This window comes from Microbacterium sp. NPDC057741 (genome assembly GCF_042798735.1).
In the GTDB taxonomy this organism is placed as follows: Bacteria; Actinomycetota; Actinomycetes; order Actinomycetales; family Microbacteriaceae; genus Microbacterium.
On sequence record NZ_JBHVJW010000001.1, the window covers coordinates 923,416 to 946,896 of the forward strand.

The following is a 23,481-nucleotide window of genomic DNA, read 5'->3' on the forward strand; positions in this document are numbered from 1 at the left end:
GGCTCCTGTTCTCCGAACGGACAGCAGGCCCGGGAATCGGGCTGGCCCGACGCTATCGGCGGGAGAAGGTGCCCCACATCAGTGGTTTCCACATTGTCTGCGGAGCGGTCAGACGTGCTGGTTCGTGCGGTGCGCGAGCGCAGTCAGCTCGCCCCTCGTGCGCACCTCGAACTTGCGGAAGATCCGCCCCGCATGCACCTCGACCGTGCGCACCGACAGATGCAGACGCTCCGCGATGTCGCGGTTGCTCGTCCCCTCGGCGATGAGCATCGCGATCTCCAGCTCCCGCCCGGTGAGCATCGGCTGCCAGGCAGAGCGGCACACGCCCAGCGGGTCGGCCGTGCACACCGGGATCGGGGTGGTGGGAGTGTGCACGTCGATGATGGGCTGCTCCCCCAGCTTCGAGAGTCGCGCCTCGGCGGCGCAGCGCCACGCGTCCGCCCCCGCGTCCGCGAGCATGCCGATCGCCGTGCGCAGGTGCCTCGCCGCTGCAGCGCTGTCGCCCCTGGTCATGCCCACGATTCCCAGCATCGCCTCGATCCGGCCGCGTTCGAACGGCGATCGGATCTGGATAGCCTCATCCGCGATCTCCTCGAGCTGGAGTCCGGTCGCGCCGGCGCCCGTGGATCGGATCTGCCTGCGCAGGGCACCGGCGTGGGCGGCCTCGGGCGGCTGCACCTGCACGGGCACATCCAGCGGACCCACTTCGTCAAGACCCGGCAGACCGACCTCGAAGCCCTGGGGCGCGCGCTCGGCCCAGATCCGCAGATGCACGGATGCCTCGTCGCTTCGACCGGAGAGGTAGGCGGCGATCGCCCGCTCCACCGATCTCGCCTGCATGCGCGGCAACGGCGACACGGCCTCGAGCACGGCGGAGAGCTCACCGGTGCGACCGTCGCAGGCCAGCTCCAGGCGCCTCGCCAGGCGAATCGCCAGCCCGCCGAAGGGCAGCGCAAGCGGCACTGCCGAAGCAGCGCGCTGCAGTGCGGCGCGCGCCTCCCCCAATTCGCCGTTCCAGGTGCGCAGCAGCGCCGCCAGCACCTCTCGATGCGCCCGCAGCAGCGGTCCGTGCGCCACTCCGAGCGCGCCCGGGTCCTCATTCACCGGCTGCGGTGTCGTCGCGACGGCGAGGATGCGCAGTCCGCCGGAGACGTCGCCACGCAGCGCGGCGCGCAGGGCCGCGCGCAGCGGTGCGTGCACCGGGTCGTCATGCTCGAGCACCGAGATGTCGATGCGCGCCCAGTGCCCGGCGAGCAGGTCACGATCGGCCGCCTCCTGGTCATCGTCGGCCAGCGACGGGGCTGTCCCGTAGCGAAGCGTCGTCGCGATCGACAGCGCCCGCGCCGCGCGGGCATCCGGACACGCGCCCGCCATCACCGGAGTCAGCCATGCCACCGCGTCGTCCAACCAGCCGCCGCTCAGCGCCGCGCATCCCGCCGTCACGCGGGCCTCGTCCACATCCGCGGCATCCGCGTGGCTCGCGGCCTCGCGGGCGATCGAGTACGCCCGCTCCGCCTGCCCGGCATCCAGCGCACGGTTCGCGATCCTCAGCAGGGGCCGGGTCAGGGTCCCGTCGCCCTGCATCTGGCTGAGGGCGCGGTGCCAGAGCGCCCGCTCCTCCTCGCCACGCGCGACGTAGACCTCCTCCAGCGCGCGGTGTGCCTCGGTGCGGGCCCCGAGGTCGGACGACTCGTGCGCGTAGATGCGCACCCGCGGGTCTGCGAACCAGAATCGGCCGGCGACCAGTGTGAGCGCGGCGCCGGCCGCGGAGTGCACGAGTTGATCCATGTCGATGCCGCCGGCTTCGAGCAGCACGTCGACACGATCATCGACGCAGACGGCGGCGATCAACAGGACGCGCAGGTCGCTGGCGGGCAGCGCCGCAGCGATGACGGAGCGGATGCCGGGGACCAGCGGCAGCGGATCGGGCAGCGCGCTCAGACCCGTGCGCTGCTCGGGGGCGAGTGCGTCGGCGACCTCTGCGGCGATGTCCTCATCGCCGCAGCACGTGGCGACGAGCTGCGCGTGCACGTGCGGCGCGATCGTCGGATGCGAGGCGGGCGGCCCCGCCGTCACCACCGCGCGGACGCTCCTGGGTACTGCGAAAACCGTGGCCACATCGCCCTCCGATCACAACGCTGATCGCGTGGGCAAAATGTTAGCACCGATTACAAACTAATAGCACGCGCCCTCTTCATCGGCGCATGTATCAGAACGATCGGGACAAGGCTCCTCACCGCCATCCATATCACTGCAGATCGGAGACCCCGATGACATCCATCCTGTTCGCGAGCGTTCCCGTGCACGGCCACGTCACACCGCTGCTCCCGCTCGCGCAGGCGTGCATCGCCCGCGGCGACCGCGTGCGCTTCCTCACCGGATCCCGATTCCGGGATGCCGTCACCGCGACGGGCGCCGAACACATCCCGCTGCCCGCCGACGCGGATTTCGACGACCGGCGGATCAGCGAGCGCTTCCCCGAGCGAGAGCGGCTCTCCCCGATCAAGGCGATCGCGCATGACATAGAGCACGTGTTCGTGCGGCCGGGCGCGAGTCAGTACGCCGCCGTGCAGAGCCTCCTCGGCCAGGAGGCGGCCGATGCGATCGTGGTCGATCCGACGTTCGCGGCCGGGGCACTTCTCGTGGATCTGCCCGCCCACGAACGTCCCGCGGTCATCGTCGGCGGGGTGCTGCCGCTGAATATGTCAGCCGATGGGCTCGCACCGTTCGGGTTCGGCCTGGCTCCCCTCGGTGGCGCACCGGGGCGGATTCGCAACGGGATCCTGCAGGCACTCACAACGCGCCTGATGGCTCCGGTCAGCGCGGCCGGGGCGCAGATCTGCAGGCAGGTGCACGGCCGCGCACCGCGCATCCCCGTCATGGACTGGATGCGGCACGCCGACGCGATCGTGCAGCTGACGGTGCCGTCCTTCGAGTACCCGCGTCCGGGGATCGACGCCAGAATCGAGTTCGTCGGTCCGGTGTCGTCCTCGACAGCGGCCGTGCACGCGCGGCCGGCCTGGTGGTCCGAGCTGGACGGTTCCAGGCCGGTGATCCACGTGACCCAGGGAACGCTGGCGAACGACGATCCGGAGGACCTGATCCTGCCCGCCGCGAGCGCCTTCGCAGGATCGGATGCGCTGGTGGTGATCGCCACGGGCGGAGCTCCGGTGTCCTCACTCGGCGCGCTGCCTGAGAACGTGCGCGTCGCGGAGTTCCTGCCGTATGAGGAGCTTCTGGCGAGGACGACGCTGATGATCAGCAACGGCGGCTACGGCGGAGTGCAGTTCGCGCTGCGTCACGGCGTGCCCCTGGTGATCGCTCCGGGCAAGGAGGACAAGGTCGAGGTCGCCGCGCGAGTGGCATGGTCGGGCGCGGGTGTGAACCTGCGTACGCAACGCCCCACGCCCGGACGACTGCGCCGCAGCGCGGATCACGTGCTGGGCGATCCGTCCTATCGCCGGGCCGCTGAGCGCATCAGTGCGGACATCGCCGCCGCTCCCGGCCTCTCAGGATTCGTCGAGGTCATCGACCGGGCGGTCGAGCGGAACCCGGCGGGCCGTCTGCCGGCCTGAGCTCACTCGTCCTCGTCGTCCGCCCGGTAAGGGTCGGCATCGCCGGCGTGCGTGGCCGTCGAGGCGAGCCTCGCCACCTCGGCGTCGCGCTCCTGCGCCTCACGCAGCAGAGCACCGATGTGGTCGGCCGTCTCGGGCAGCGCATCCGGGATGAACTCCAGCGTCGGCACCAGTCGGGTGCTCAGCTGACGACCCACCTCGCTGCGCAACATCCCGGTCGCCGAGGTCAGCGCGGCGCCGCTGGCGACGCGCTCCTCCTCTGTGCCGAGCACGGTGTAGAACACCGAAGCGTGCTGGAGGTCGCCCGAGACGCGCACGTCCGTGATCGTCACGAAGCCGAGGCGCGGGTCGCGCAGCCCCTTCTCCAGCCGCTCGGCGAGGATGACGCGGATGCGGTCCGCGAGCCGTGCCTGTCGTTCGCCAGCCATGTTCCCTACTCCCCTGTGTGACGAATGAGGGGCGCCCGCAGGCGCCCCTCACATCGTACGGACTCGATCAGCCGCGCGGCTTCTCGACCATCTCGATGGTCTCGATCTCGTCGCCGATCTGGATGTCGTTGTACTTGCCGAGGCCGATACCGGCCTCGAAGTCGGTGCGCACCTCGGTGACGTCGTCCTTGAAACGACGCAGCGACTCGATGGCCAGGCCATCGGCGAGCACGACGCCGTCTCGGATGACGCGCGCCTTGGCGTTGCGCGTGATCGTCCCGGAGCGGACGATGACACCGGCGATGTTGCCGAACTTCGAGGAGCGGAACACCTCGCGGATCTCGGCGACACCCGACTGGACCTCTTCGAACTCCGGCTTGAGCATGCCCTTGAGCGAGCTCTCGATCTCGTCGATCGCGTTGTAGATCACCGAGTAGAACCGGATATCCACGCCCTCGCGGGACGCCGCCTCGCGGGCCTTCGCGTCGGGGCGGACGTTGAAGCCGATGACGATCGCGTTGTCGATCGTCGCCAGGTTCACATCCGACTCCGTGACGGCGCCGACACCGCGGTGGATGATCCGCAGCTGCACCGAGTCGTCGACCTCGATCTTGAGGAGCGACTCCTCCAGCGCCTCGACGGCACCGGACACGTCGCCCTTGATGATGAGGTTGAGCGTCTCGACCTTGCCCTCTTCGAGAGCACGGGTGAAGTCCTCGAGCGAGATGCGCTTGCGGGCCTTGGCCAGCTGGGCGTTGCGCTCGACGGCCTCACGCTTCTCGGCGATCTGGCGGGCCATGCGGTCCTCGTCGGTGACGATGAACACGTCACCGGCGCGGGGCACCGAGTTCAGACCCTGCACCTGCACCGGACGCGAGGGCGCCGCGAACTCGACCGCGTCGCCGTTCTCGTCGAGCATGGCGCGGACGCGGCCGTACGCCGTGCCGGCGACGATCGCGTCACCGACGCGCAGCGTTCCGGACTGGATCAGCACGGTCGCGACGGAGCCGCGGCCCTTGTCCAGCTTCGCCTCGATGGCGACACCACGGGCGGCCTTGTTCGGGTTCGCCGTGAGGTCCAGGCCCGCGTCAGCGGTCAGCAGCACCGCGTCGAGCAGGTCCTGGATGCCGGTGCCGGCGCGAGCCGACACGTCCACGAACATGACGTCGCCGCCGTACTCCTCGGCCACCAGGCCGTACTCGGTCAGCTGCTGGCGCACCTTGGCCGGGTTGGCCTCGGGCTTGTCGACCTTGTTCACCGCGACCACGATCGGCACGTCGGCCGCCTGGGCGTGGTTCAGCGCCTCCACCGTCTGCGGCATGATGCCGTCGTCGGCGGCGACCACCAGGATCGCGATGTCGGTCACCTGCGCGCCACGGGCACGCATGGCGGTGAACGCCTCGTGACCCGGGGTGTCGATGAAGGTGATCGCGCGCTCGTTGCCGTCGTGCTCGGTCCAGATCTGGTAGGCGCCGATGTGCTGCGTGATGCCGCCGGCCTCACCGTCGATGACGTTGGTCTGACGGATCGCGTCCAGCAGACGGGTCTTACCGTGATCGACGTGTCCCATGACGGTGACCACCGGAGGACGGATCTCGAGGTCGTCCTCACTCTCGGCCTCGAGCTCTGCCTCGAGGTCGAGACCGAAGCCCTCCAGGAGCTCCTTGTCCTCGTCCTCGGGCGAGACGATCTGCACCTTGTAGCCGAGCTCCTCGCCGAGGACCTCGAAGGTGGCCTCGTCGAGCGACTCGGTCGCGGTCGCCATCTCACCCAGGTTGAACAGGATGGTGACGAGCGTGCCGGGCTGGACGGTGTAACCCCTCAGGGCCTCGAGCTTGTCCGCGAAGTCGGCGATCGAGGCACCGCGGCGCAGCCGGATGATCTCGCCGTTGCCCTTCGAGACGTTGACGCCGCCGACGATCGGCGCCGACCGCATCTCGAATTCTTGCCGCTTCGCCCGACGCGACTTGCGCTGCTTGCTCTTGCCGCCGCCCTTGCCGAACGCACCGGCGGTACCACCACCGGGTCCGCGGCCACGGCCACCGCCGCCACCGGGACGACCGGCGAAGCCGCCGCCCGGGCGCTGGAAGCCGCCACCGGCACCACCGGCACCCGCACCGGGACCACCGGGACGACCGGGACCGCCGGAGCGCTGCTGGAACGGTGCGCCACCGGGACGACCGCCCTGACCGCCGCGTGCGCCACCGGGACGACCGGCGCCTGCCGGACGGGGTCCGCCTACGCGCGGCGAACCGGGGCGGGGCGCCTGCGGCCGCGGGATGTTGCCCGGGGTCGGGCGCTGGCCCATGCCCTGAGCCGAGGCGAACGGGTTGTTGCCAGGACGCGGGCCTGCGGGACGCTGGCCCATGCCCTGCGCGGACGAGAACGGGTTGTTGCCGGGGCGCGGTGCGCCCGGCTTCGGAGCGCCGCCGCCCTTGGGCGCGGCACCGTTCTGACCGGCACCGCCTTGACCGGCACCGGGCTTCGGTGCGCCACCCGGCTTGGGCGCGCTGCCACCGGGCTTGGGCGTCTCGGAGGCCGGCGCCGCCGGCGCGGCCGGAGCTGCCTGCTCGGCGGCCGGCGCGGGAGCGTCGTCGACGGGCTTGGCAGGCGCCGCGGGCTTCGCGGGACCGGGCTTCGGGCCCGGCTTCGGGGCGCTCTTCGCACCCGGAGCCGCAGGCTTCGGGGCGGTCTTCGTCTCGGGCTTCGCCTCGGCCGGCTTCGCGGACGGGTCGGCCTCGATCGCCGCGCGCAGCTTGCGCGCCACCGGCGGTTCGATGGTCGAGGACGGGCTCTTCACGAACTCGCCGAGCTCCTTGAGCTTCGCGAGAGCGAACTTGCTGTCGACGCCGAGTTCAGCGGCGATCTCGTGCACACGTGGTTTGGCAGCCACAATTCTCCTGTCTGGGTCGGTCCGCCCAGGCAGGGCAGACCATCAGTCGCGGACGGGTCTCATTTCGAGCCGTTCACTTTGTTTCCATAGCCGTTCAGCCTTTGTTCTGGCGATGCTGTTCGATGATCCGCATGTCGGCCTCGGAGAGTTCCGGGGTTCCCGACGTGCGCAGTGCACGGGCGAAAGCACGTCGCCGCTGCGCGGCATCCATGCATTCCCGCGTCGGATGCAGCCACGCTCCCCTGCCGCTCAGGACAGCGCGCTCGTCGAGGACGAGTTCACCATTCCGGGCAACCACCCTGATCAGGGCGGATCGAGAGGCACGTTCGCGGCAACCGACACACGTTCGTACAGGTTCCATCCTACACCTCGCCCTCGGGTGTCCGTTCCCCCGCGCCGGGGTCAGTCCATGACGCTGTCGGGCTGGATGTCGATCTTGGCTCCGGTGAGCTTCGCGGCGAGGCGGGCGTTCTGCCCCTCCTTGCCGATCGCGAGCGACAGCTGGTAGTCGGGGACGAGCGCACGGACGGCCTTCGTGCTGGCATCCAGCACGAAGGCGCTGGTGACCTTCGCCGGCGAGAGCGCGTTCGCGACGAACGTGGCAAGGTCGGGGTTGTGGTCGACGATGTCGATCTTCTCCCCCGAGAGCTCCTCGGTGACCGCGCGCACGCGGCGACCGAGCTCGCCGATGCAGGCGCCCTTCGCGTTGATCGACGGGTCGTTCGCCTTCACCGCGATCTTCGTGCGGTGGCCGGCTTCGCGGGCCAGCGAGACGATCTCGACGAGACCGGCAGCGATCTCGGGGACCTCGAGCGCGAACAGCTTGCGCACCAGCCCGGGGTGGGTGCGCGACACGGTGATCTGCGGGCCCTTGGTGCCCTTGGCCACGCTCGTGACGTAGACGCGCAGCCGCGAGCCGTGCGTGTACTCCTCGCCCGGCACCTGCTCCTCGGGAGGCAGGATGCCCTCCACCGAGCCGAGGTCGACGTGGATCATCCGCGGGTTCGGACCCTGCTGGATGACACCGGCGACGATGTCGCCCTCCTTGCCGCGGAACTCGCCGAGCACCGCGTCGTCCGCGATGTCGCGCAGCCGCTGGCTGATGACCTGCTTGGCGGCGAAGGCGGCGATGCGGCCGAAGTCGTCGGGAGTGGTCTCCTCCTCGCCGATGACCGCGCCCTCCTCGTCGAGGACGGGCTGCAGCACGGCGACGTGACCGGACTTGCGGTCGAGGTGCACGCGGACGCCCTCGGTGGTCTCGTCGCCCTCCGACGAGGCGTTCTTCAGGTAGGCCGTGAGGATCGCCTGCTCGATGATCTCGACGAGTTCATCGAAGGGGATCGCCTTCTCCTTCTCGATACCGCGCAGCAGCCCGAGTTCGATGTCCATGACGGCCTCCCTATTAAGCTCTCACCGCGGTCAGGTTCGCCGCGGGCATCCGTCCAGGATACCGGAACGCGCGGCGGTGGAGGATTCCGCCCTCTGGACGGATGCATGCCGCTGCCCGCATACTGTGCGGCATGGCTCTCCCCGACACCGCCCCCACTCGATATGACACGATCGTGATCGGCGCCGGCATGGCCGGCACCACCTGCGCGCGGATGCTTCACGACGCCGGCCGGAGCGTGCTCGTGCTGGAGGCCCGCGACCGGATCGGCGGACGCATGAACACCGACCGCAGCGCCGGCTTCCCCGTCGATCTCGGCGCGTCGTGGATCCACGGCATCGCCGAGTCCCCGCTCTGGAACCTCACCCAGGCGCTCGGCGTGCCGACGATCGAGTTCACAGTGGGCAGTTTCCAGGCGGGCGGGCGGCCGATCGAGGACTTCGACGGCGACGGGCGGCGGATGGATGCCGCCGCGAGCGCGCAGTGGGTGGCCGACGTGGCTCGCGCCGATGCGGCACTGCTCGACGAGATAGCGACCTCCTCCCCCGGCGACAGCTACCTCGACGTGACCGAGCGCGTGCTGGACCGGTCCGGCCTCGACCCGGAGCGCATCGACGAGATCCGCGAGTTCTTCCGGCATCGGGTCGAGGAGCAGTGCGGGGCTTGGATCGGCGACCTCGACGCGCACGGCCTCGACGAGGACGCGATCGAGGGCGACGAGGTGGTGTTCCCTCGCGGCTATGACGAGCTGCCGAATCGCATCGCCGCCGGTCTCGATGTGCGGCTCACCGAGCCGGTCTCGGTGATCTCGCGGAGCGCGGACGGCGTGATCGTGACGACGGACCGAGCCGACTACACCGCGGCATCCGTCGTCGTCACCGTGCCGCTCGGCGTGCTCAAGTCCGCCTCGATCGCGTTCGAACCGCCTCTGCCCGAGCGGGTCTCCGATTCTCTGGAGCGGCTCGGCATGGGCGTGTTCAACAAGGTCTTCCTTCAGTTCCCGGAGAGGTTCTGGGACGAGGGCAGCTACGTGATCCGCGCACTGGGCGAGGCCGGCGAGATCTGGCACTCCTGGTACGACGTCTCGGCGATCAGCGGGCGACCGACGCTGCTGACGTTCGCGGCCGGACCGCTGGGTCGGCATCTGCAGGATGTGTCGGATGCCGGGATCGTCGACGACGTGGTGGGCGCACTGCGCGCGCTGTACGGCGATGTCGTGCCCGATCCGGCTGCGCACTGGATCACCCGCTGGGGTCAGGATCCGTACTCCGACGGGTCGTACTCGTACCAGGCGACAGGCACGTCGCACCTCGACCACGACGCTCTGGCGGCCCCGGTGGACGGCGTGCTGCACCTCGCCGGCGAGGCGACCTGGGGTGATGAGCCCGCCACGGTCGGCGGCGCCTACGCCTCCGGGCACCGCGCCGCCGAGCGTGTGCTCGGCCACCCCGTCGACCTCGCTGCCTTCGCCGCGGGGATCGTGGCCGCCGAGCGGGGCTGAATCAGCCGACGACTGCGCGCAGCCAGGTGAGGATCGCGTCCAGCGCCTCGGGATCCAGGTGAGTGCCGGGATCGTTGTAGCCCGCGCCGGGCGCCGCCGCGCGCTCCTCAGGCGAGCGGACGTCCTCTTTCAGCACGTGATTGGCGTGCTCCGGGAACGCGAAGGTCACGTGAGGCATGCCGTCGGCGGCGGTCTGCAGCGGTCCGCCGTCGAGTTCGGCGTCGACCTGCACGTCTCTGCGTCCGATCACCACGAGCACCGGGATGCGCACTTCGGGCAGTGCGTCCGTGGCATCCTCCGCCCAGAGCTCGCGTGCGAACGGCAGGTTCGCCGGCGTCTCGAAGCTGGACAGCACCATCCGGACGGGCTCGGGCAGTCCGGCATCCGGAGCCATCGGCTCCCCGGCGCTGTACCGTGCGGCGGCCTGCTCGACCAGAGGCATCAGGTCGGCCCCACCGGGCACCAGACCGAGCTGCGTGCGCAACTGGGTCAGCAGCACCGCGCCGATGCTGCGCCCTGGAGGAGCGGCGAGCACGATGCCTGCCAACGGCACCCGCTGAGCGGTCGTGGCGTAGTGCAGCACGTGCAGGCATCCCTCGCTGTTGCCGAGGCCGACGATGTGCGCGGCATCCACGCCTTCCTGCGCGACGAGCGCACCCACCGCCGCGACCAACTCGTCGAGGTGGGACTGCATGCTCATCTTCCCGATCAGCTGCGGCACGTTCTCGGCAGCATGGGGGCCGGAGGCGCGCTTGTCATAGCGCAGCGAGGCGATGCCCGCATCCGCCAGGGCCTCGGCCAGCAGCTTCGCGCTGCCGTTGGCTCCCGGCAGCAGCGGCGAGGTCCAGTCCCGATCGGTCGGGCCGCTGCCCGCGACCATCACCACCGCAGGATGCGGCCCTTCGCCGTCGGGAGCGGTGAACGTGCCGTGCATGTCGATGCCGTCGAGGTTCCAGGTCACATCTGCGGAATGCGTCACGAACTCATGATGCCACTCCCCCGGAATTCTGCGCTTGTCCGCGGAACGGTGCGGGTCTAGCCTGAGCGCAACGGATCTCTGCGGATGCCGCCCGCATCCGCACTGGGGAACGAGATCGGACCACCGTGACGCCGCTGGACATCCTCTTCGTCGGGGCGGACGCCGGAGGCAACATGCCGCCGGTGGCCGCCGTCGCGCGCGAACTGCTGACGCGAGGGCATCGAGTCGCCTTCGCCGGCCTGCTGCCCCGGCATCCCGGGGTGGAGCCCGTGCCGCTGCCCGCGCTGGTCGGACATCAGCCGGGGCTCGCGACGAACGGCGCGGCGCAGATGTCCGACATGGCCCGGATGGGCGTGAGCCCCACCGTCGCGAAACAGGTACGCGAGGCGATCGCGCAGCGACACCCCGACGTCATCGCGCTCGACGGCATCATGATCTCGTCGATCCGCGAGGCAACCCGTGCCGGAGCGCCGACCGCCGTGCTGTTCCATTCCTTCGGCGCCGTCTGGGGCGGACGGATGTCGCAGGGACCGGCGAGCGCGATGCTGGGACCGTTCGGACTGAGCCCCACGCAGGTGTGGAGCGCGGCGGGCGCCCGGCTGCTGCTGACCGATCGCGACCTTGACCCGCTCACGGACGAGGAGAACACGCTCGGATTCGAGTGGACCGGCACGACCGAACGCGGGTCGGCGCCGGTGCCCAGGGCCGACGGTGAGCGCCCCCTGGTGCTGGTCAGCCTCAGCAGCGTCTGGCAGCGCAAGCAGGACGACGTGTACCGGCGAGTCATCACCGCGATCGGCGCTCTGCCGGTGCGCGCGGTCGTCACGAGGTCGGCGCCGCAGACGCCGCTGCGCGGTGAGTTCCCTGCGAACGTCGAAGTGCGCGGTCGGTCGTCGCACGCCGAGATCCTGCCGCACGCGGCACTCGTCATCGGGCACGGCGGTCACTCCACGACCCTCGCCGCGCTCGCGCACGGCGTTCCCGTGCTCGCACTGCCGATGAACCGAACCTCGGATCAGCCGTTGATCGGACGGATCGTCGAGTCGCAGGGCGTCGGACGGATGCTGCCCCGTTCGGTGCTCGCACCCGAGCTCAAGAACGCCATCGCCGGTCTGCTCTCAGACGCGCGCATCGCATCGATCGCCGCACGGACCGGAGAACGGCTGCGCGCCGAGCAGGGCGCGGTGGTAGCTGCCGACCGGATCGAGGGACTCGCGGGCTGACGGCCCTCAGCCCGCAGACGGCAGCGCGTTGATCGAGCGGATCAGCTTGTACAGCGATCCGACCTTGTATTGGTTCAGCACCAGCACGAGCCGTGGCAGGTCGACCGCGTCGTGATCGGCGCGCTCCGGGGCGAGCGGCCCAGTGCGCTCGATGCGGCCGCGCAGAAGCAGATCGCCGAACTGCTCGTTCAGGGCTTCGATCTCGGCGTCCGTCGGGTCGTTGCGCAGCCGCAGCACCAGCTGGTCGCCGACCCACCGCAGCGAGTCGTAGTTGTGCCAGAAGTCGAGGATCTCGCGAGAGGCGGCCACGACCGAGTCGGTGATCAGCACCCGATCCAGGTCATCGGCCGCGATGTAGCCGCTGGCCGCGAGGCTGCCGTCGACGAAGGTCTTGAGCCCGTGCCAGAACGTGCCGCCAGGCTCGTCCAGCAGCACGATCGGCACCGGCTCGGCTTTGCCTGTCTGCTGCAGCGTGAGCAGCTCGAACATCTCATCCATGGTGCCGAACCCGCCGGGCAGGCACACGAATCCGCGCGACTCCTTGATGAGCATGAGCTTCCGCGTGAAGAAGTACTTCATCGAGACGAGGTTCGAGTCCTCGGCCACGACCGCGTTCGCCTTCTCCTCGAAGGGCAGCCGGATCGAGATGCCGATCGACATCTCCCGCCCCGCGCCCTCCGCGGCAGCCTGCATGATGCCTGGGCCCGCGCCGGTCACGACCATCCAGCCGTCCTTGGACAGCAGGCCGGCCACGTCGTGCGCCTGACCGTAGAGCGGGTCATCCGTGGTGGTGCGCGCTGACCCGAAGATCGTCGCCTTGGGCACGCCGCCCAGCGGCTGGAACAGTCGGAACGCATCGCGCATCTCGCTGATCGCCGCGGAGGCGATCTTCAGGTCGAGGCGGTCGGTGCGGTCCTGTCCCAGCGCGACGGCAGACTGCAGGATGCGCGTCACGAGAGCCTTGTTCGCTGTGATGCCCTCCTCGTCGAGCAGCGCGGTCAGTCGCGCGCGGAGGTCGTCGGACGAAGGCGCATCGGTCATGCCTCCACCCTTTCATGCGGGACAGCACGGGGCTCGTCGCCCTCGCCGGGCGAGTCGACGCGATCCGCGACCACACGGTGCCGGAAGATGAGTGCTGCCGCGCTGCACAGCGCGCCGGGAGGAGAGCGCCTGATGGCCAGGACGAAGCGCGCGCGTCGCAGCGAGCTGAAGAACACCGCGTACGAGATCTTCATCGGCATCCTGTCGCTGCTGTCGATCACGAACCTCGTGCTGGTCTACGTCTTCGCCGGCGACGGGGCCATGCAGCTCGTGCTGTCGGTGATGAACGCGCTGTTCAGCGTGATCTTCCTGATCGACTTCATCTACCGGATCACCACATCGAACACGCCCTCGCAGTACTTCTTCCGCGGCTTCGGATGGGCCGACCTGCTGGCGAGCCTGCCGTTCCCGCAGTTCAAGATCCTGCGGGTGTTCCGGCTGCTGCGGGTGTTCCGCCTCCTGCGTGCGCTCGGCTTCCGGCAGATCGTCTCCACCCTCGTGCACGATCGTGCGAACAGCACCCTGATGACGCTGCTGCTGCTCGGCATCATCGTGCTGCAGTTCGGCAGCCTCTCGATCCTCGCGATCGAGGAGCATGCCAAGGGTGCGAACATCACCTCGGCGTCGGACGCGCTCTGGTACACGGTCGTCACCATCTCGACCGTCGGCTACGGCGACCAGTACCCGGTGACGAACGCCGGACGCGCACTCGGCGTGCTCATCATCATCGTCGGCGTCGGCATCTTCGGAACGTTCACCGGCTACCTGGCGAACCTGTTCCTGGGCCCGTCGAAGAGCGACGCCTCCGTCGCAGACGGCGCGGATGCCGGCGAGACCCCCTCGGCGGATGCCGGCATGGAGTCGGGGCACGGCGACGAACGCGCCGCCGGTCGCAGTCGCGCGGCTTCGGCCGGTGTGGCAGCCGGTGCCGCGTCCGGGGCGGTCGCGGCCGGGATGTCGCACGCGGATGCGGATGACGCGGATGCGCCGCGGGATGCACGTCTGGCGGCTCTGCTCGCGCAGTCCGAGCAGCTGTCCGCCGAGATCAGGGACCTGCTCGACCGGCGCTGAGCACGGCGCCGGAGTGCTCCTCAGTGCCGCGGCCCGTCGCACGGCAGACGAAGTCCCGCGGTCGTACCGGCCGTCAGAGTGTCCGTTCGAGCAGATCGGCGGCGCGTCCGGCACCGCCGAGTGATCCCAGCTGCGCCGCGACCCGCTCCGCCGAGGCGCGGAACGACGGTTCGCCGATCACCCGATCGACAGCGGCTGCCACGGCCTGCGGCTTCGGTGTGCCGGTGCGCAGGTTCAGTCCCGCACCGCTCCACGCGACGCGGGCGGCGACCTCGGGCTTGTCCAGGTCTCCCCCGGCGATGATCAGCGGGATGCCGTGCCGCAGCGCTGCGAGCGTGCCGCCCCAACCGCCGTTCGTGATCATCAGGTCCACCCGCGGAAGCAGATCACCGAACGGTGCGAACCCGATCACGCGGGCGTTGTCGGGCACGGGGAGCGGCAGCTCGTCGACGCCCGCGACGCCGGTGGTGGCGATCACGAGGACGTCGCGGTCCGCGAGGGCGCCGAGGGCGGGGCGCAGCAGGTCGTCCGGGTCGATGTTCTGCGTTCCCTGGGTGATCAGCACGACCCGACGTCCGTCCAGGTCGCCCCACCACGACGGCAGCGACGCCGAGCCGGAGGTCACCGGACGGGCGACCTCGCCGACGAAGTGGAGGTGCGGAGGCCGATCTGTCCGGCCGTAGTCCAGCAGCGCGGATCCGCTCGCTGCGATCAGCGTGCGGGAGAAGACCAGCCGATCCATCGTGATGCGCTCCGGCGGCAGGCCGACGGCGCGCTCGGCGACAACGATCGCCTGCACGAGCGTTCGCGAGATCAAGGGCACCAGTCCGCGCAGCGCGGCATCCCTCGCCCTCGTGACCGGGTTCGTCCCCGGCCGGATGCCCATCCCGCTGGGCGGCCCTGCGGGGCCGGGCAGGTTGAGCGGCAGCGAGCAGATCGTCGACCACGGAGCATCCGCCCGCCTGCTGTACAGCACCGCACCGACCGAGGTCTCGTCCGCGGCGAGGGCGTCCCACGGCTCGCGCTCCCACTCCGCTGTCAGGTCGGCGACCTGCGCCGGTGCCGTGCCGATGAAGCAGTCGACCACGTTGATCAGCAGCTGGGACAGCCCTTTCCTGCCGACCATCCGCGGGAACGTGGCGGGCATGTCGTTCTCGTCGAAGTCCGGCGCGGTCCGCCACGGCACCAGCCGGGCTCCGGACGCCTCGATCCGATCGCGGAACCGGCCTCCGGTGTAGAACCGCACGTCGTGCCCACGACGCACGAGTTCACGCGCGATCGCAGCCATCGGGGCGACATGCCCTGTGAACGGCATCGTCGTCAGCAGGAACCTGCTCATGCCGTGATCATGCACCTCGCGCGGCCCGCGCGCCAGAGTGCCGGCACGGGGCCCGCAGTCCGCGGGCCCCGTACCTGCTCAGCCCAGCCGGGCGATCAGTTCGGATGCCGGGACGGTCTCGCGCTCGCCGGACCGGCGATCCCAGAGCTCCACCTGGCCGTCGGCCGCACCGCGGCCCACGATCACGATGGTCGGAACGCCGAGCAGCTCGGCGTCGCCGAACTTCACGCCGGGCGAGACCTTCGGGCGGTCGTCGAAGAGCACCTCGCGACGGGTCGCCTCGATGTCGGCGGACAGCTGAGCGGCCAGGTCGAAGGCGACCTGGTCCTTGCCCGTGGCGATCACGTGCACGTCGAACGGCGCGATCGTCTCGGGCCAGATCAGGCCCTTGTCATCACTGTTCAGCTCGGCGATCGCCGCCAGGATGCGCGTGACGCCGATGCCGTAGGAGCCCATCGTGACGGTGGTCAGCTTGCCGTTCTCGTCGAGCACCTTGAGCCCGAGTGCCTCGGCGTACTTGCGGCCAAGCTGGAAGACGTGGCCGATCTCCATGCCGCGTGCGATCGAGACCGGACCGGAACCGTCGGGAGCCTGGTCGCCGTCGCGCACGCTGGCGACCTCGACGAAGCCGTCCGCGGCGAAGTCACGGCCGGCGATCACGCTGTGCGCGTGCTTCTGGTCGATGTTCGCGCCGGTGATCCAGCTGGTGCCCTCGGCGACGCGCGGGTCGACGAGGTAGCGGATGCCGGTGGCCGACTCCTCGCCGAGCACAGCGCCCGTCTCGCTCCACGGCCCGATGTACCCGCGCACGAGGAGCGGGTTCTTCTCGAAGTCGGCATCGGTGGCGGGCTCGACCTCGGCCGGTGCGAACGCCACCTCGGCGCGCTTCTCGTCGACCTCGCGGTCGCCGGGCACGCCGACGATGACGAGCTCCCGGGTTCCGTCCAGGTGGGTCAGCGCGAGCACGACGTTCTTCAGGGTGTCCGCCGCGGTGAACTCGCCCTCGAGCACGGCATTGCTGTGCGCGACGAGGGTGTCGATCGTCGGGGTGTTCGGCGAGTCGAAGACCACCGGCGCGGCATCCGCATCGAAGGCGACCGGGGCGATCGCCGGCGTCGTGTAGGCCTCGACGTTGGCGGCGTAGCCGCCGGCGGACCGCACGAAGGTGTCCTCGCCGATCGGGGTCGGGTGCAGGAACTCCTCGCTGCGCGAGCCGCCCATCGCGCCGGCATCCGCCTGCACGATCACGTACTCCATGCCGAGTCGCTGGAAGATGCGCTCGTAGGCGTCGCGCTGCGCCTGGTAGCTCGCGTCGAGTCCGGCATCCGTGTAGTCGAACGAGTACGCGTCCTTCATGGTGAACTCGCGGCCGCGCAGGAGGCCTGCGCGCGGACGCGCCTCATCGCGGTACTTGTCCTGGATCTGGTAGATCGACAGCGGCAGGTCCTTGTACGACGAGTACAGGTCCTTCACGAGCAGCGTGAACGCCTCTTCGTGCGTCGGTGCGAGCAGGTAGTCGCCGCCCTTGCGGTCCTGCAGACGGAACAGCAGGTCGCCGTACTCGTCCCAGCGGCCGGTCGCGGCGTATGCCTCGCGCGGCATGAGAGCCGGGAAGTGCACCTCCTGGGCGCCGGCGGCCTCCATCTCCTCGCGGACGATCTTCTCGATCTTCGCCTTCACGCGCAGGCCGAGCGGGAGCCACGCGAAGATGCCGGCGGCCTGAGGCCTGATGTAGCCGGCGCGGATCAGCAGCTTGTGGCTCGCGACCTCGGCGCCAGCCGGGTCTTCACGGAGCGTACGGACGAAGAGATGAGAGAGACGGGTGACCACGGGATGATTCTACGGGTGGTCACCCGTCGCCTCTCACAACCGTCAGTTCAGTGCGCGGGTGCCCTCGGGGATCACGCCGTTCGCATAGAGGCTCGTCGCGACATCCTGCAGCGCCGTCAGCGCGACCCGCTGCGGCACGGGACCGTACGAGATCCGGGCGACGCCCAGCTCCTGGTACTCCGCCGCGGTGAGCGCACCGGGCAGACCGATCACGCTGACCTTTCCGACGCCGATCCCGTCGACGAGCGTACGGGTGGCGTCGGCGTCGAGGATGCCGGGCACGAACACGGCCTGCGCGCCGGCGTCCAGGTAGGCACGGCCGCGCTCCACCGCGTCGGCGAGCTTGTCGGCGAGCGGCTTGTCGCCGCCGCGCACGATCGCATCGGTGCGGGCGTTCAGCACGAATGGCACCCCCTCCGCCTCGCCGGCCTTCACGATCGCCTCGACCTGAGCGACCGACTCGGCCAGCGGCTTCAGGCGGTCCTCGATGTTCGCGCCGACGACACCCACGCCGATGGCGAGCCGAGTCGTCTCGCCGGCATCGCCGTATCCGTCGTCGAGGTCGGCGCTCACAGGCAGTTCGACCGCTGCGGCGATCCGGCCGACGAAGTCGATCATGATCTCGCGCGGGATCTGACCGTCGGCGTAACCGAAGGTGGCGGCGATGGAATGCCCGGCGGTGGCGAGGGCGCGGGTCTCGGGAAGGGCGGCGATCGCCTGAGCCGAGACCACGTCCCAGACGTTGACGACACGCAGGATCTCGGGTGCATCGTAGAGGGCGGCGAGGGACTGAGCCCTGTCAGCAGTGGTGGTCATGACTGCCACGCTAACGCCGCGCCGGGTGCCCGGGGCGGATGTGTCCGAAGAAGGCGGCATAAGCTGGCGCCATGCCGCAGCGACGATCGCATATCGCAGAGTCCGCAGCGCAGAGCGCCCTGGCCGACGCGCTGGCCGCCGTGCGAGCGCCCTTCGACGTCCCGTTCCCGCCCGAGGCGATCGCCGAGGCCGAGCACGCCACCGCGCCCGTGCCCGACGTCGATCTGCGTGACATCCCGTTCGCGACGCTCGACCCTGAGGGATCCAAGGACCTCGACCAGGCCTTCCAGATCGAGCGCGCAGGCAAGGGCTACACGGTGCGGTACGCGATCGCCGACGTGCCCGGATTCATCGCTCCGGGCGGTGCCCTGGACGCGGCGGCGCGCGAGCGCGGGCAGACCCTGTACGCCGCGGACGGCTCCATTCCGCTGCATCCGCCTGTGCTCAGCGAGGGCAGTGCCTCACTTCTGCCCGATCAGGAGCGCCCTGCGCTGGTGTGGACGTTCGCCCTGGACTCCGACGGCGCCGTGACGGAGACGACGCTGCAGCGCGCATTGATCCGCTCGCGAGCCCAATTGGACTATGTGAGCGCCCAGAGGTCGCTCGACCGGGGCGAGGACTCCCCCGCCGTGCTGCTGCCGGAGGTCGGCCGACTGCGGCTGGAGCAGGAGGCGGCGCGCGGCGGCGCGAGCCTGAACCTGCCGGACGCCGAGGTCGTGCGCACCGCACCCGGGCGGTACGACATCGAGATGCGTCATCCGCTGCCGATCGAGGAATGGAACGCCCAACTGTCTCTGATGACGGGCATGGCCGCGGCCACGATCATGCTCGACGGCGGCATCGGCGTGCTGCGCACGATGCCGCAGCCCGATGACACGACCTTCGAGGCCTTCCGGGTGCAGACCGAGGCGCTGGGCCGGCCGTGGACCACAGGGCGGTACGGCGACTACCTGCGCGGGCTCGACCGCACGGACCCCCTGACCCTCCCGGTGCTCGAGGCGGCCAGCGCGCTGTTCCGCGGTGCGGGATACGTCGTCTTCGACGGCGCACCGCCGGAGGAGCGGATTCAGGCGGCGATCGGCGCACCGTACGCGCACGCGACCGCGCCGCTGCGCCGACTCGTCGACCGATGGTCGCTCACCATCTGTCTGGCTCTGTCACAGGGCGAGAAGGTTCCCGACTGGGCACGCGAGGGTCTGCCGGAACTGCCGAAGCTGATGCAGGAGTCGTCCGCGCGTGCGTCGCAGCTGAACTCCCAGACTCTCGATCACGTCGAGGCAGCCCTGCTCGCCCCGCACGTCGGCACGGAGTTCAGCGCGACCGTCGTTCGGCCCGCCAACGGTGAGGGGAAGGCGACGGTTCAGATCGCCGACCCTGCGGTGACCGCCCGCGCCCCCGTGCCGGAGGGGACGACGCCCGGCGCCGTCGTGCGGGTGCGCCTGGACGCCGCGGACGTCCGCACAGGGACCGTGACGTTCTCGGCCGCGTGAGCGGGCACCCTGCTCCGGATGCAGGGAGAGCGGACGGATACAGGACGATCCGGCGGCGTGTCGCCCTCCATTCGGAATTCGGTCCTGCATCCGTACCCGTGAACGGCAGGGTGAACCGATGATCGAACGGCTGGATACGACACAGCGGACCTGGCTCGCGGACCGGCTACCGGGTGCGGAGCTCGTCCGCGACATGTCCTGGAACCTCGTCGACACGACCGTGCTGCACGTGCGCTCGGGCGGGCGGGACTTCGTCGTGAAAGCAGCAGGCCCTGACGACACCCACCTGCCGCGCGAGATCTCCGCGCACCCTGCCTATGTCGAGCCCCTCGCGGTCACGGCGCAGGCCGCGCGGCTGCTCGACGCCGATGCCGCCGCGCGCATCATCCTGCTCGAGTATCTGGCCGGCTCGCTCGTACTCGGCACGGATGCCGAACGGCTGCCCGACACGTACCGGCAGGCGGGCGAACTGCTGCGCCGCCTGCACCGGCTTGAGATGCGGAAGGATGCCGGATACGAGGAGCGCGCAACGGCTCGCGCGCTGCACTGGTTGCGGCAGCCGCACCGCGTGGATGCCACGACCGCTGAGCGCACCCACAGCATCCTGTCCTCCGCCCCGACTCCGACCGTCCAGCTGGTCCCGACGCACGGCGACTGGCATCCGCGCAACTGGCTCGCCGACGGCGGCACCGTACGGGCGATCGACTTCGGGCGCTTCGCGTTCCGCCCTGCCTCCACCGATCTCGCCCGCCTCGCCGCGCAGCAGTGGCGCGGGCATCCCGAGCTCGAGGCGGCGTTCTTCGAGGGTTACGGCCCCGATCCGCGTGACGCGGAGCTGTGGCGACTGGACGCGCTGCGCGAGGCGATCGGCACCGCGTGCTGGGCGTACAAGGTCGGCGACGAGGCGTTCGAGCGCCAGGGCCACCGCATGCTGGCCGAAGCACTCGCCCTGTTCTGAACCGCGCGGCGCAGCTGGATCCCGGAGGACTGCGCCAGCTCGGATGCTCACGGCGCCGAAGTCTCCGGGATGCTGCGGAACTCCGGAATGATGCCGCGGCGACCGCCGCTACGCTGGCCCGATGGACTTCGCCGCCGTCGCAGAGAGATTCGTCGCCGAGCACTTTCCTGGCGCCGACTCGGTGATCATCGGCGGCAGCACCGCCCGAAGCGAGCGCACGGCGAGCAGCGACATCGACCTGCTGCTGATCGGCGGGGCGCTCTTCACCGACGATCAGACCAGTGCCGCGTCGACGCACGCGTTCGAGGGTGAGGTCTTCGAGGTGTTCGCCTACACCACCGCGGGGTTCGCGGAGTGGGCTCAGCGCGGCGTCGATCAGCATCGACCGGTCATCGTGCACATGCTCATCGAGGGCTGGGCCGTGCGAGAAGGCGCTGACCTCGACGACCTCCGCCGGCACTGGAACGATGTCCTGAAAGCAGGGCCGACGCTGACCGAGGCGGAGGCCGCACACCGCCGGTACGTCATCACCGACGCGCTCGACGATCTGCGTGACGCCACCGACCCTCTGGAGCGCCGCGTCCTGGCATCCATGCTCTTCGAGCGCACCGCCGAGCTGATGCTGCTCGCCGAAGGCCAGTGGCTCGGCACCGGGAAGTGGCTGCCCCGCCGGCTGCGCGCATGGGATGCCGGCCGGGCCGAGGCGCTCGCTGCGCCCCTGCTCACGGACGACCACCCGGCCTTCGCCGATCGTGTGCAAGCGGAGCTGGATCGCGCCGGCGGACGGATGCAGGACGGATTCGTGCGGTGAACGACAAGGTGATCCGGGACTATCGCGAGCAGGATGCGGCGGCGACGCTGGCGGTGTTCCTCGACGCCGTGATGATCACCGCCGCTGTCGACTACTCCGCCGCGCAGATCTCGGCGTGGGCACGTCCCAGTCAACGCAGGGTCGAGGACTGGAACGAGGCGAGATGCCGCGTCAGCACCATCGTCGCCGTCGTCGACGGGCAGATGGCGGGATTCTCCGACGTCAGCGCGGAAGGGTACATCGACATGATGTTCGTCTCCCCGCACTTCGCTCGGCGGGGCGTTGCCCGTCGGCTCCTGGCCGAGATCGAAGGACGAGCCCGGGATGCCGGGGCGGCCGGCCTCTCCGCGAACGTGAGCATCACGGCGCGGCCCTTCTTCGAGCATGCGGGCTTCGTCGTCGAGGCCGAACAGCACCCGGTGACGGAGGGCGTCGAGCTGACGAACTTCAAGATGACGAGGGCGCTCGGCTGAACGCACGGGCTGGATAGCATGGCCCAGTGCGCCACCTGATCCGACTGTCCGACTGGGACCGCGCCGACGTCGAGCTCCTGTTCGCGCTGGCCGAGCGGTGCGAACGGGGAGCCGGGCCACGTCACGAGGGCTGCGCCGTCATGTTCTTCCCCAGCACCAGCCTGCGCACGCGTGTCTCGTTCGAGCGCGGTGCCCACCTCATGGGCCTGCAGCCGATCGTGTTCCCGCCCGAGTCGCTGGAGAAGTCCGAGTCGCTCGCCGACGTGGCCGGCTACCTCGCATCGTGGGCGGATGTGCTGATCGTGCGGCAGCGCATGCGGATCCTCGAAGACCTGGCCGCATCCAGCCCGGTCCCCGTCGTCAACGCGATGACCGAGCTGAACCATCCGTGCGAGGTGCTCGGCGACGTGTACGCACTCAGCCGCACGCGCGACCCACGGAGTCTGCGGTTCCTGTTCGTCGGCGCCGACGGCAACATCGCCCGCGCCTGGCAGGAGATCGCCGGCGTGCTCGGTCTCGCTCTCGTCCAGTGCTGTCCGGGCGCACTCGCGACGCCAGGGCTTGAGCACACCGACGATCTCCTGCGCGCGATCGCGACCGCCGACGTCATCATCACCGACGCTCCGGGGCAGCATGCCGAGGCCCTCTCGCCGTTCCGGATCACCGCCGGCCTTCTCGACTCCGCACCGACGGGCGCGCGGTTCATCCCCTGTCCCCCGCATCTCGTGGGTCGGGAGGCGACCGAGGACGCTTTCCGGCATCCGGCGTTCGCCGGCCACGGCTTCAAGAAGACGCTCATGCCTGTGCAGCAGGCGATCATCTCGATGTGTCTGGACCGGTGACGCCCGGGGGCTCCTCCCCCGATTCGACGAGCGCCTTCAGCGCCTGCAGCGACGTCTCGAGGTAGTCCTCGTAACGGCGTATCCAGGGGCCGAGCGCCAGCTGAAAGGCATCCGCATCGATCCGGTAGCGCTGGTTGCGTCCTTCACGCTCCGAAACCACGAGGCCGGCCGCGCGCAGCGCCATCAGGTGTTTCGAGATGCCCGATGCCACCAGCTCCGGGAATTCCTCGGCGAGCTCGCCGACCGTGCACACACCGCGGTCGGCGAGCAGATCGAGGATGCGCCGGCGCGTCGGATCGGCGAGCGCGCGGAAGGCCGCGTCCGACAGATCGGTCACCCTTCCCCCACGCGGGCGGCGAGCTGCTCCAGGATGCGATGCTTCACGATGCCGCGCCGATACGCGTCGCGCGTGCCGCGCCAACCGTCCGTGCCGATGCCGGCGAAACCGTCGTGCACGAGAGTCGCCTCGGTGCCCGCCTCGGTCGGCCGCAGCATGATCACGAGCCGGCCGGGATGCTGCCACCCGGCATCCTCCTCCAGCCAGGACAGCACCAGACGTCCCTCGGGCACGAGTTCGAGCACGGTGCCGACGATCTGCGTGTCTCCGTCTGCGCCGGTCATCCGGTAGGAGCCGCCGACCGTCAGATCGATCTCCAGGTCAGCGCCGATCCAGCGGCGCAGGCCTTCCTGGGTCTCCAGCCACCGCCACACGGCACTGGGGCGAGCGGCGATCTCGAGCGAATGCGACACATCAGGCATGACAACCTCCTGCATTACCAATCAGTAAACTTTACCGATTGGTAAGAGGTTAGATCCGCCAGACA

At 70.1% G+C, this 23,481-nt stretch carries 21 protein-coding genes; 9 read left to right on the forward strand and 12 right to left on the reverse strand.

The features are described from left to right. Positions 1-108: 108 nt before the first annotated feature. Positions 109-2,079: a LuxR C-terminal-related transcriptional regulator gene (locus ACFVDO_RS04490; protein WP_378857954.1), complete on the reverse strand. Its 1,971-nt coding sequence runs from the start codon at positions 2,077-2,079 to the stop codon at positions 109-111. A 191-nt stretch (positions 2,080-2,270) separates the two neighbouring features. Between ACFVDO_RS04490 and ACFVDO_RS04495 the strand changes: the two genes are divergently transcribed. Next, positions 2,271-3,575: a glycosyltransferase gene (locus tag ACFVDO_RS04495; protein ID WP_378857953.1), complete on the forward strand. Its 1,305-nt coding sequence runs from the start codon at positions 2,271-2,273 to the stop codon at positions 3,573-3,575. 2 nt (positions 3,576-3,577) lie between these two features. Here the strand turns inward: ACFVDO_RS04495 and rbfA are convergent, their stop codons facing one another. The 4 genes from rbfA to nusA all read right to left on the reverse strand — a co-directional run bounded on the left by rbfA (position 3,578) and on the right by nusA (position 8,285). Next, positions 3,578-4,003: a 30S ribosome-binding factor RbfA gene (gene rbfA, locus ACFVDO_RS04500; RefSeq protein WP_378857952.1), complete on the reverse strand. Its 426-nt coding sequence runs from the start codon at positions 4,001-4,003 to the stop codon at positions 3,578-3,580. A gap of 67 nt (positions 4,004-4,070) precedes the next feature. Next, positions 4,071-6,896 carry a translation initiation factor IF-2 gene (gene infB / locus ACFVDO_RS04505; RefSeq protein WP_378857951.1) on the reverse strand — a complete coding sequence of 942 codons (2,826 nt, stop codon included), beginning with the start codon at positions 6,894-6,896 and terminating at the stop codon, positions 4,071-4,073. A 94-nt stretch (positions 6,897-6,990) separates the two neighbouring features. After that, the gene (locus tag ACFVDO_RS04510) at positions 6,991-7,257 is read right to left on the reverse strand and encodes a YlxR family protein (RefSeq protein WP_116241428.1); all 267 of its coding nucleotides are present in this window, start codon (positions 7,255-7,257) and stop codon (positions 6,991-6,993) included. 41 nt (positions 7,258-7,298) lie between these two features. Next, positions 7,299-8,285 carry a transcription termination factor NusA gene (gene nusA, locus ACFVDO_RS04515; RefSeq protein ID WP_378857950.1) on the reverse strand — a complete coding sequence of 329 codons (987 nt, stop codon included), beginning with the start codon at positions 8,283-8,285 and terminating at the stop codon, positions 7,299-7,301. Between the two features lie 131 nt (positions 8,286-8,416). Here nusA and ACFVDO_RS04520 point away from each other — a divergent pair, with 131 nt between their 5' ends. Beyond that, positions 8,417-9,784 (forward strand): flavin monoamine oxidase family protein, encoded by a 1,368-nt coding sequence (locus ACFVDO_RS04520; RefSeq protein WP_378857949.1) that lies wholly within the window; start codon positions 8,417-8,419, stop codon positions 9,782-9,784. Between the two features lies 1 nt (position 9,785). Here ACFVDO_RS04520 and ACFVDO_RS04525 read toward each other — a convergent pair whose 3' ends face one another. After that, positions 9,786-10,763 (reverse strand): alpha/beta hydrolase, encoded by a 978-nt coding sequence (locus ACFVDO_RS04525; RefSeq protein WP_378857948.1) that lies wholly within the window; start codon positions 10,761-10,763, stop codon positions 9,786-9,788. A gap of 125 nt (positions 10,764-10,888) precedes the next feature. On the opposite strand from ACFVDO_RS04525, the gene ACFVDO_RS04530 reads away from it, so the two are divergent. Beyond that, a complete protein-coding gene (locus tag ACFVDO_RS04530; RefSeq protein WP_378857947.1) occupies positions 10,889-11,986 on the forward strand; it encodes a glycosyltransferase in 1,098 nt (365 codons plus the stop codon). Between the two features lie 6 nt (positions 11,987-11,992). Here ACFVDO_RS04530 and ACFVDO_RS04535 read toward each other — a convergent pair whose 3' ends face one another. After that, positions 11,993-13,027 (reverse strand): TIGR00730 family Rossman fold protein, encoded by a 1,035-nt coding sequence (locus tag ACFVDO_RS04535; protein ID WP_378857946.1) that lies wholly within the window; start codon positions 13,025-13,027, stop codon positions 11,993-11,995. Between the two features lie 132 nt (positions 13,028-13,159). Here ACFVDO_RS04535 and ACFVDO_RS04540 point away from each other — a divergent pair, with 132 nt between their 5' ends. Next, positions 13,160-14,098: a potassium channel family protein gene (locus ACFVDO_RS04540; protein ID WP_378857945.1), complete on the forward strand. Its 939-nt coding sequence runs from the start codon at positions 13,160-13,162 to the stop codon at positions 14,096-14,098. A gap of 73 nt (positions 14,099-14,171) precedes the next feature. Here ACFVDO_RS04540 and ACFVDO_RS04545 read toward each other — a convergent pair whose 3' ends face one another. The 3 genes from ACFVDO_RS04545 to ACFVDO_RS04555 form a co-directional block, all read right to left on the reverse strand. Further along, positions 14,172-15,437, reverse strand: a complete 1,266-nt coding sequence (locus ACFVDO_RS04545; RefSeq protein WP_378857944.1) for a glycosyltransferase — start codon at positions 15,435-15,437, stop codon at positions 14,172-14,174. Between the two features lie 78 nt (positions 15,438-15,515). Further along, complete coding sequence (locus ACFVDO_RS04550; RefSeq protein ID WP_378857943.1) at positions 15,516-17,267, reverse strand: proline--tRNA ligase; 1,752 nt, start codon at positions 17,265-17,267, stop codon at positions 15,516-15,518. 42 nt (positions 17,268-17,309) lie between these two features. After that, positions 17,310-18,083, reverse strand: a complete 774-nt coding sequence (locus tag ACFVDO_RS04555; protein WP_378857942.1) for an isocitrate lyase/phosphoenolpyruvate mutase family protein — start codon at positions 18,081-18,083, stop codon at positions 17,310-17,312. Positions 18,084-18,154: 71 nt separating this feature from the next. Between ACFVDO_RS04555 and ACFVDO_RS04560 the strand changes: the two genes are divergently transcribed. The 5 genes from ACFVDO_RS04560 (at position 18,155) to ACFVDO_RS04580 (ending at position 22,657) form a co-directional block, all read left to right on the forward strand. Further along, complete coding sequence (locus tag ACFVDO_RS04560; RefSeq protein ID WP_378857941.1) at positions 18,155-19,573, forward strand: RNB domain-containing ribonuclease; 1,419 nt, start codon at positions 18,155-18,157, stop codon at positions 19,571-19,573. Positions 19,574-19,691: 118 nt separating this feature from the next. Continuing rightward, positions 19,692-20,531, forward strand: a complete 840-nt coding sequence (locus ACFVDO_RS04565) for a phosphotransferase family protein (protein WP_378857940.1) — start codon at positions 19,692-19,694, stop codon at positions 20,529-20,531. Between the two features lie 121 nt (positions 20,532-20,652). Further along, complete coding sequence (locus ACFVDO_RS04570) at positions 20,653-21,342, forward strand: hypothetical protein (protein WP_378857939.1); 690 nt, start codon at positions 20,653-20,655, stop codon at positions 21,340-21,342. Beyond that, positions 21,339-21,815 (forward strand): GNAT family N-acetyltransferase, encoded by a 477-nt coding sequence (locus tag ACFVDO_RS04575; RefSeq protein WP_378857938.1) that lies wholly within the window; start codon positions 21,339-21,341, stop codon positions 21,813-21,815. The genes ACFVDO_RS04570 and ACFVDO_RS04575 overlap by 4 nt, the downstream gene beginning before the upstream one ends. 26 nt (positions 21,816-21,841) lie before the next feature. Further along, positions 21,842-22,657, forward strand: a complete 816-nt coding sequence (locus tag ACFVDO_RS04580) for an ornithine carbamoyltransferase (protein WP_378857937.1) — start codon at positions 21,842-21,844, stop codon at positions 22,655-22,657. Here the strand turns inward: ACFVDO_RS04580 and ACFVDO_RS04585 are convergent. Together ACFVDO_RS04585 and ACFVDO_RS04590 are read right to left on the reverse strand one after the other, a co-directional pair. Next, positions 22,632-22,994 carry an ArsR/SmtB family transcription factor gene (locus ACFVDO_RS04585; RefSeq protein WP_378857936.1) on the reverse strand — a complete coding sequence of 121 codons (363 nt, stop codon included), beginning with the start codon at positions 22,992-22,994 and terminating at the stop codon, positions 22,632-22,634. The genes ACFVDO_RS04580 and ACFVDO_RS04585 overlap by 26 nt on opposite strands. Beyond that, on the reverse strand, positions 22,991-23,416 hold the full coding sequence (locus tag ACFVDO_RS04590; protein WP_378857935.1) for an SRPBCC domain-containing protein: 426 nt from the start codon (positions 23,414-23,416) through the stop codon (positions 22,991-22,993). The genes ACFVDO_RS04585 and ACFVDO_RS04590 overlap by 4 nt, the downstream gene beginning before the upstream one ends. Positions 23,417-23,481 lie beyond the last annotated feature (65 nt).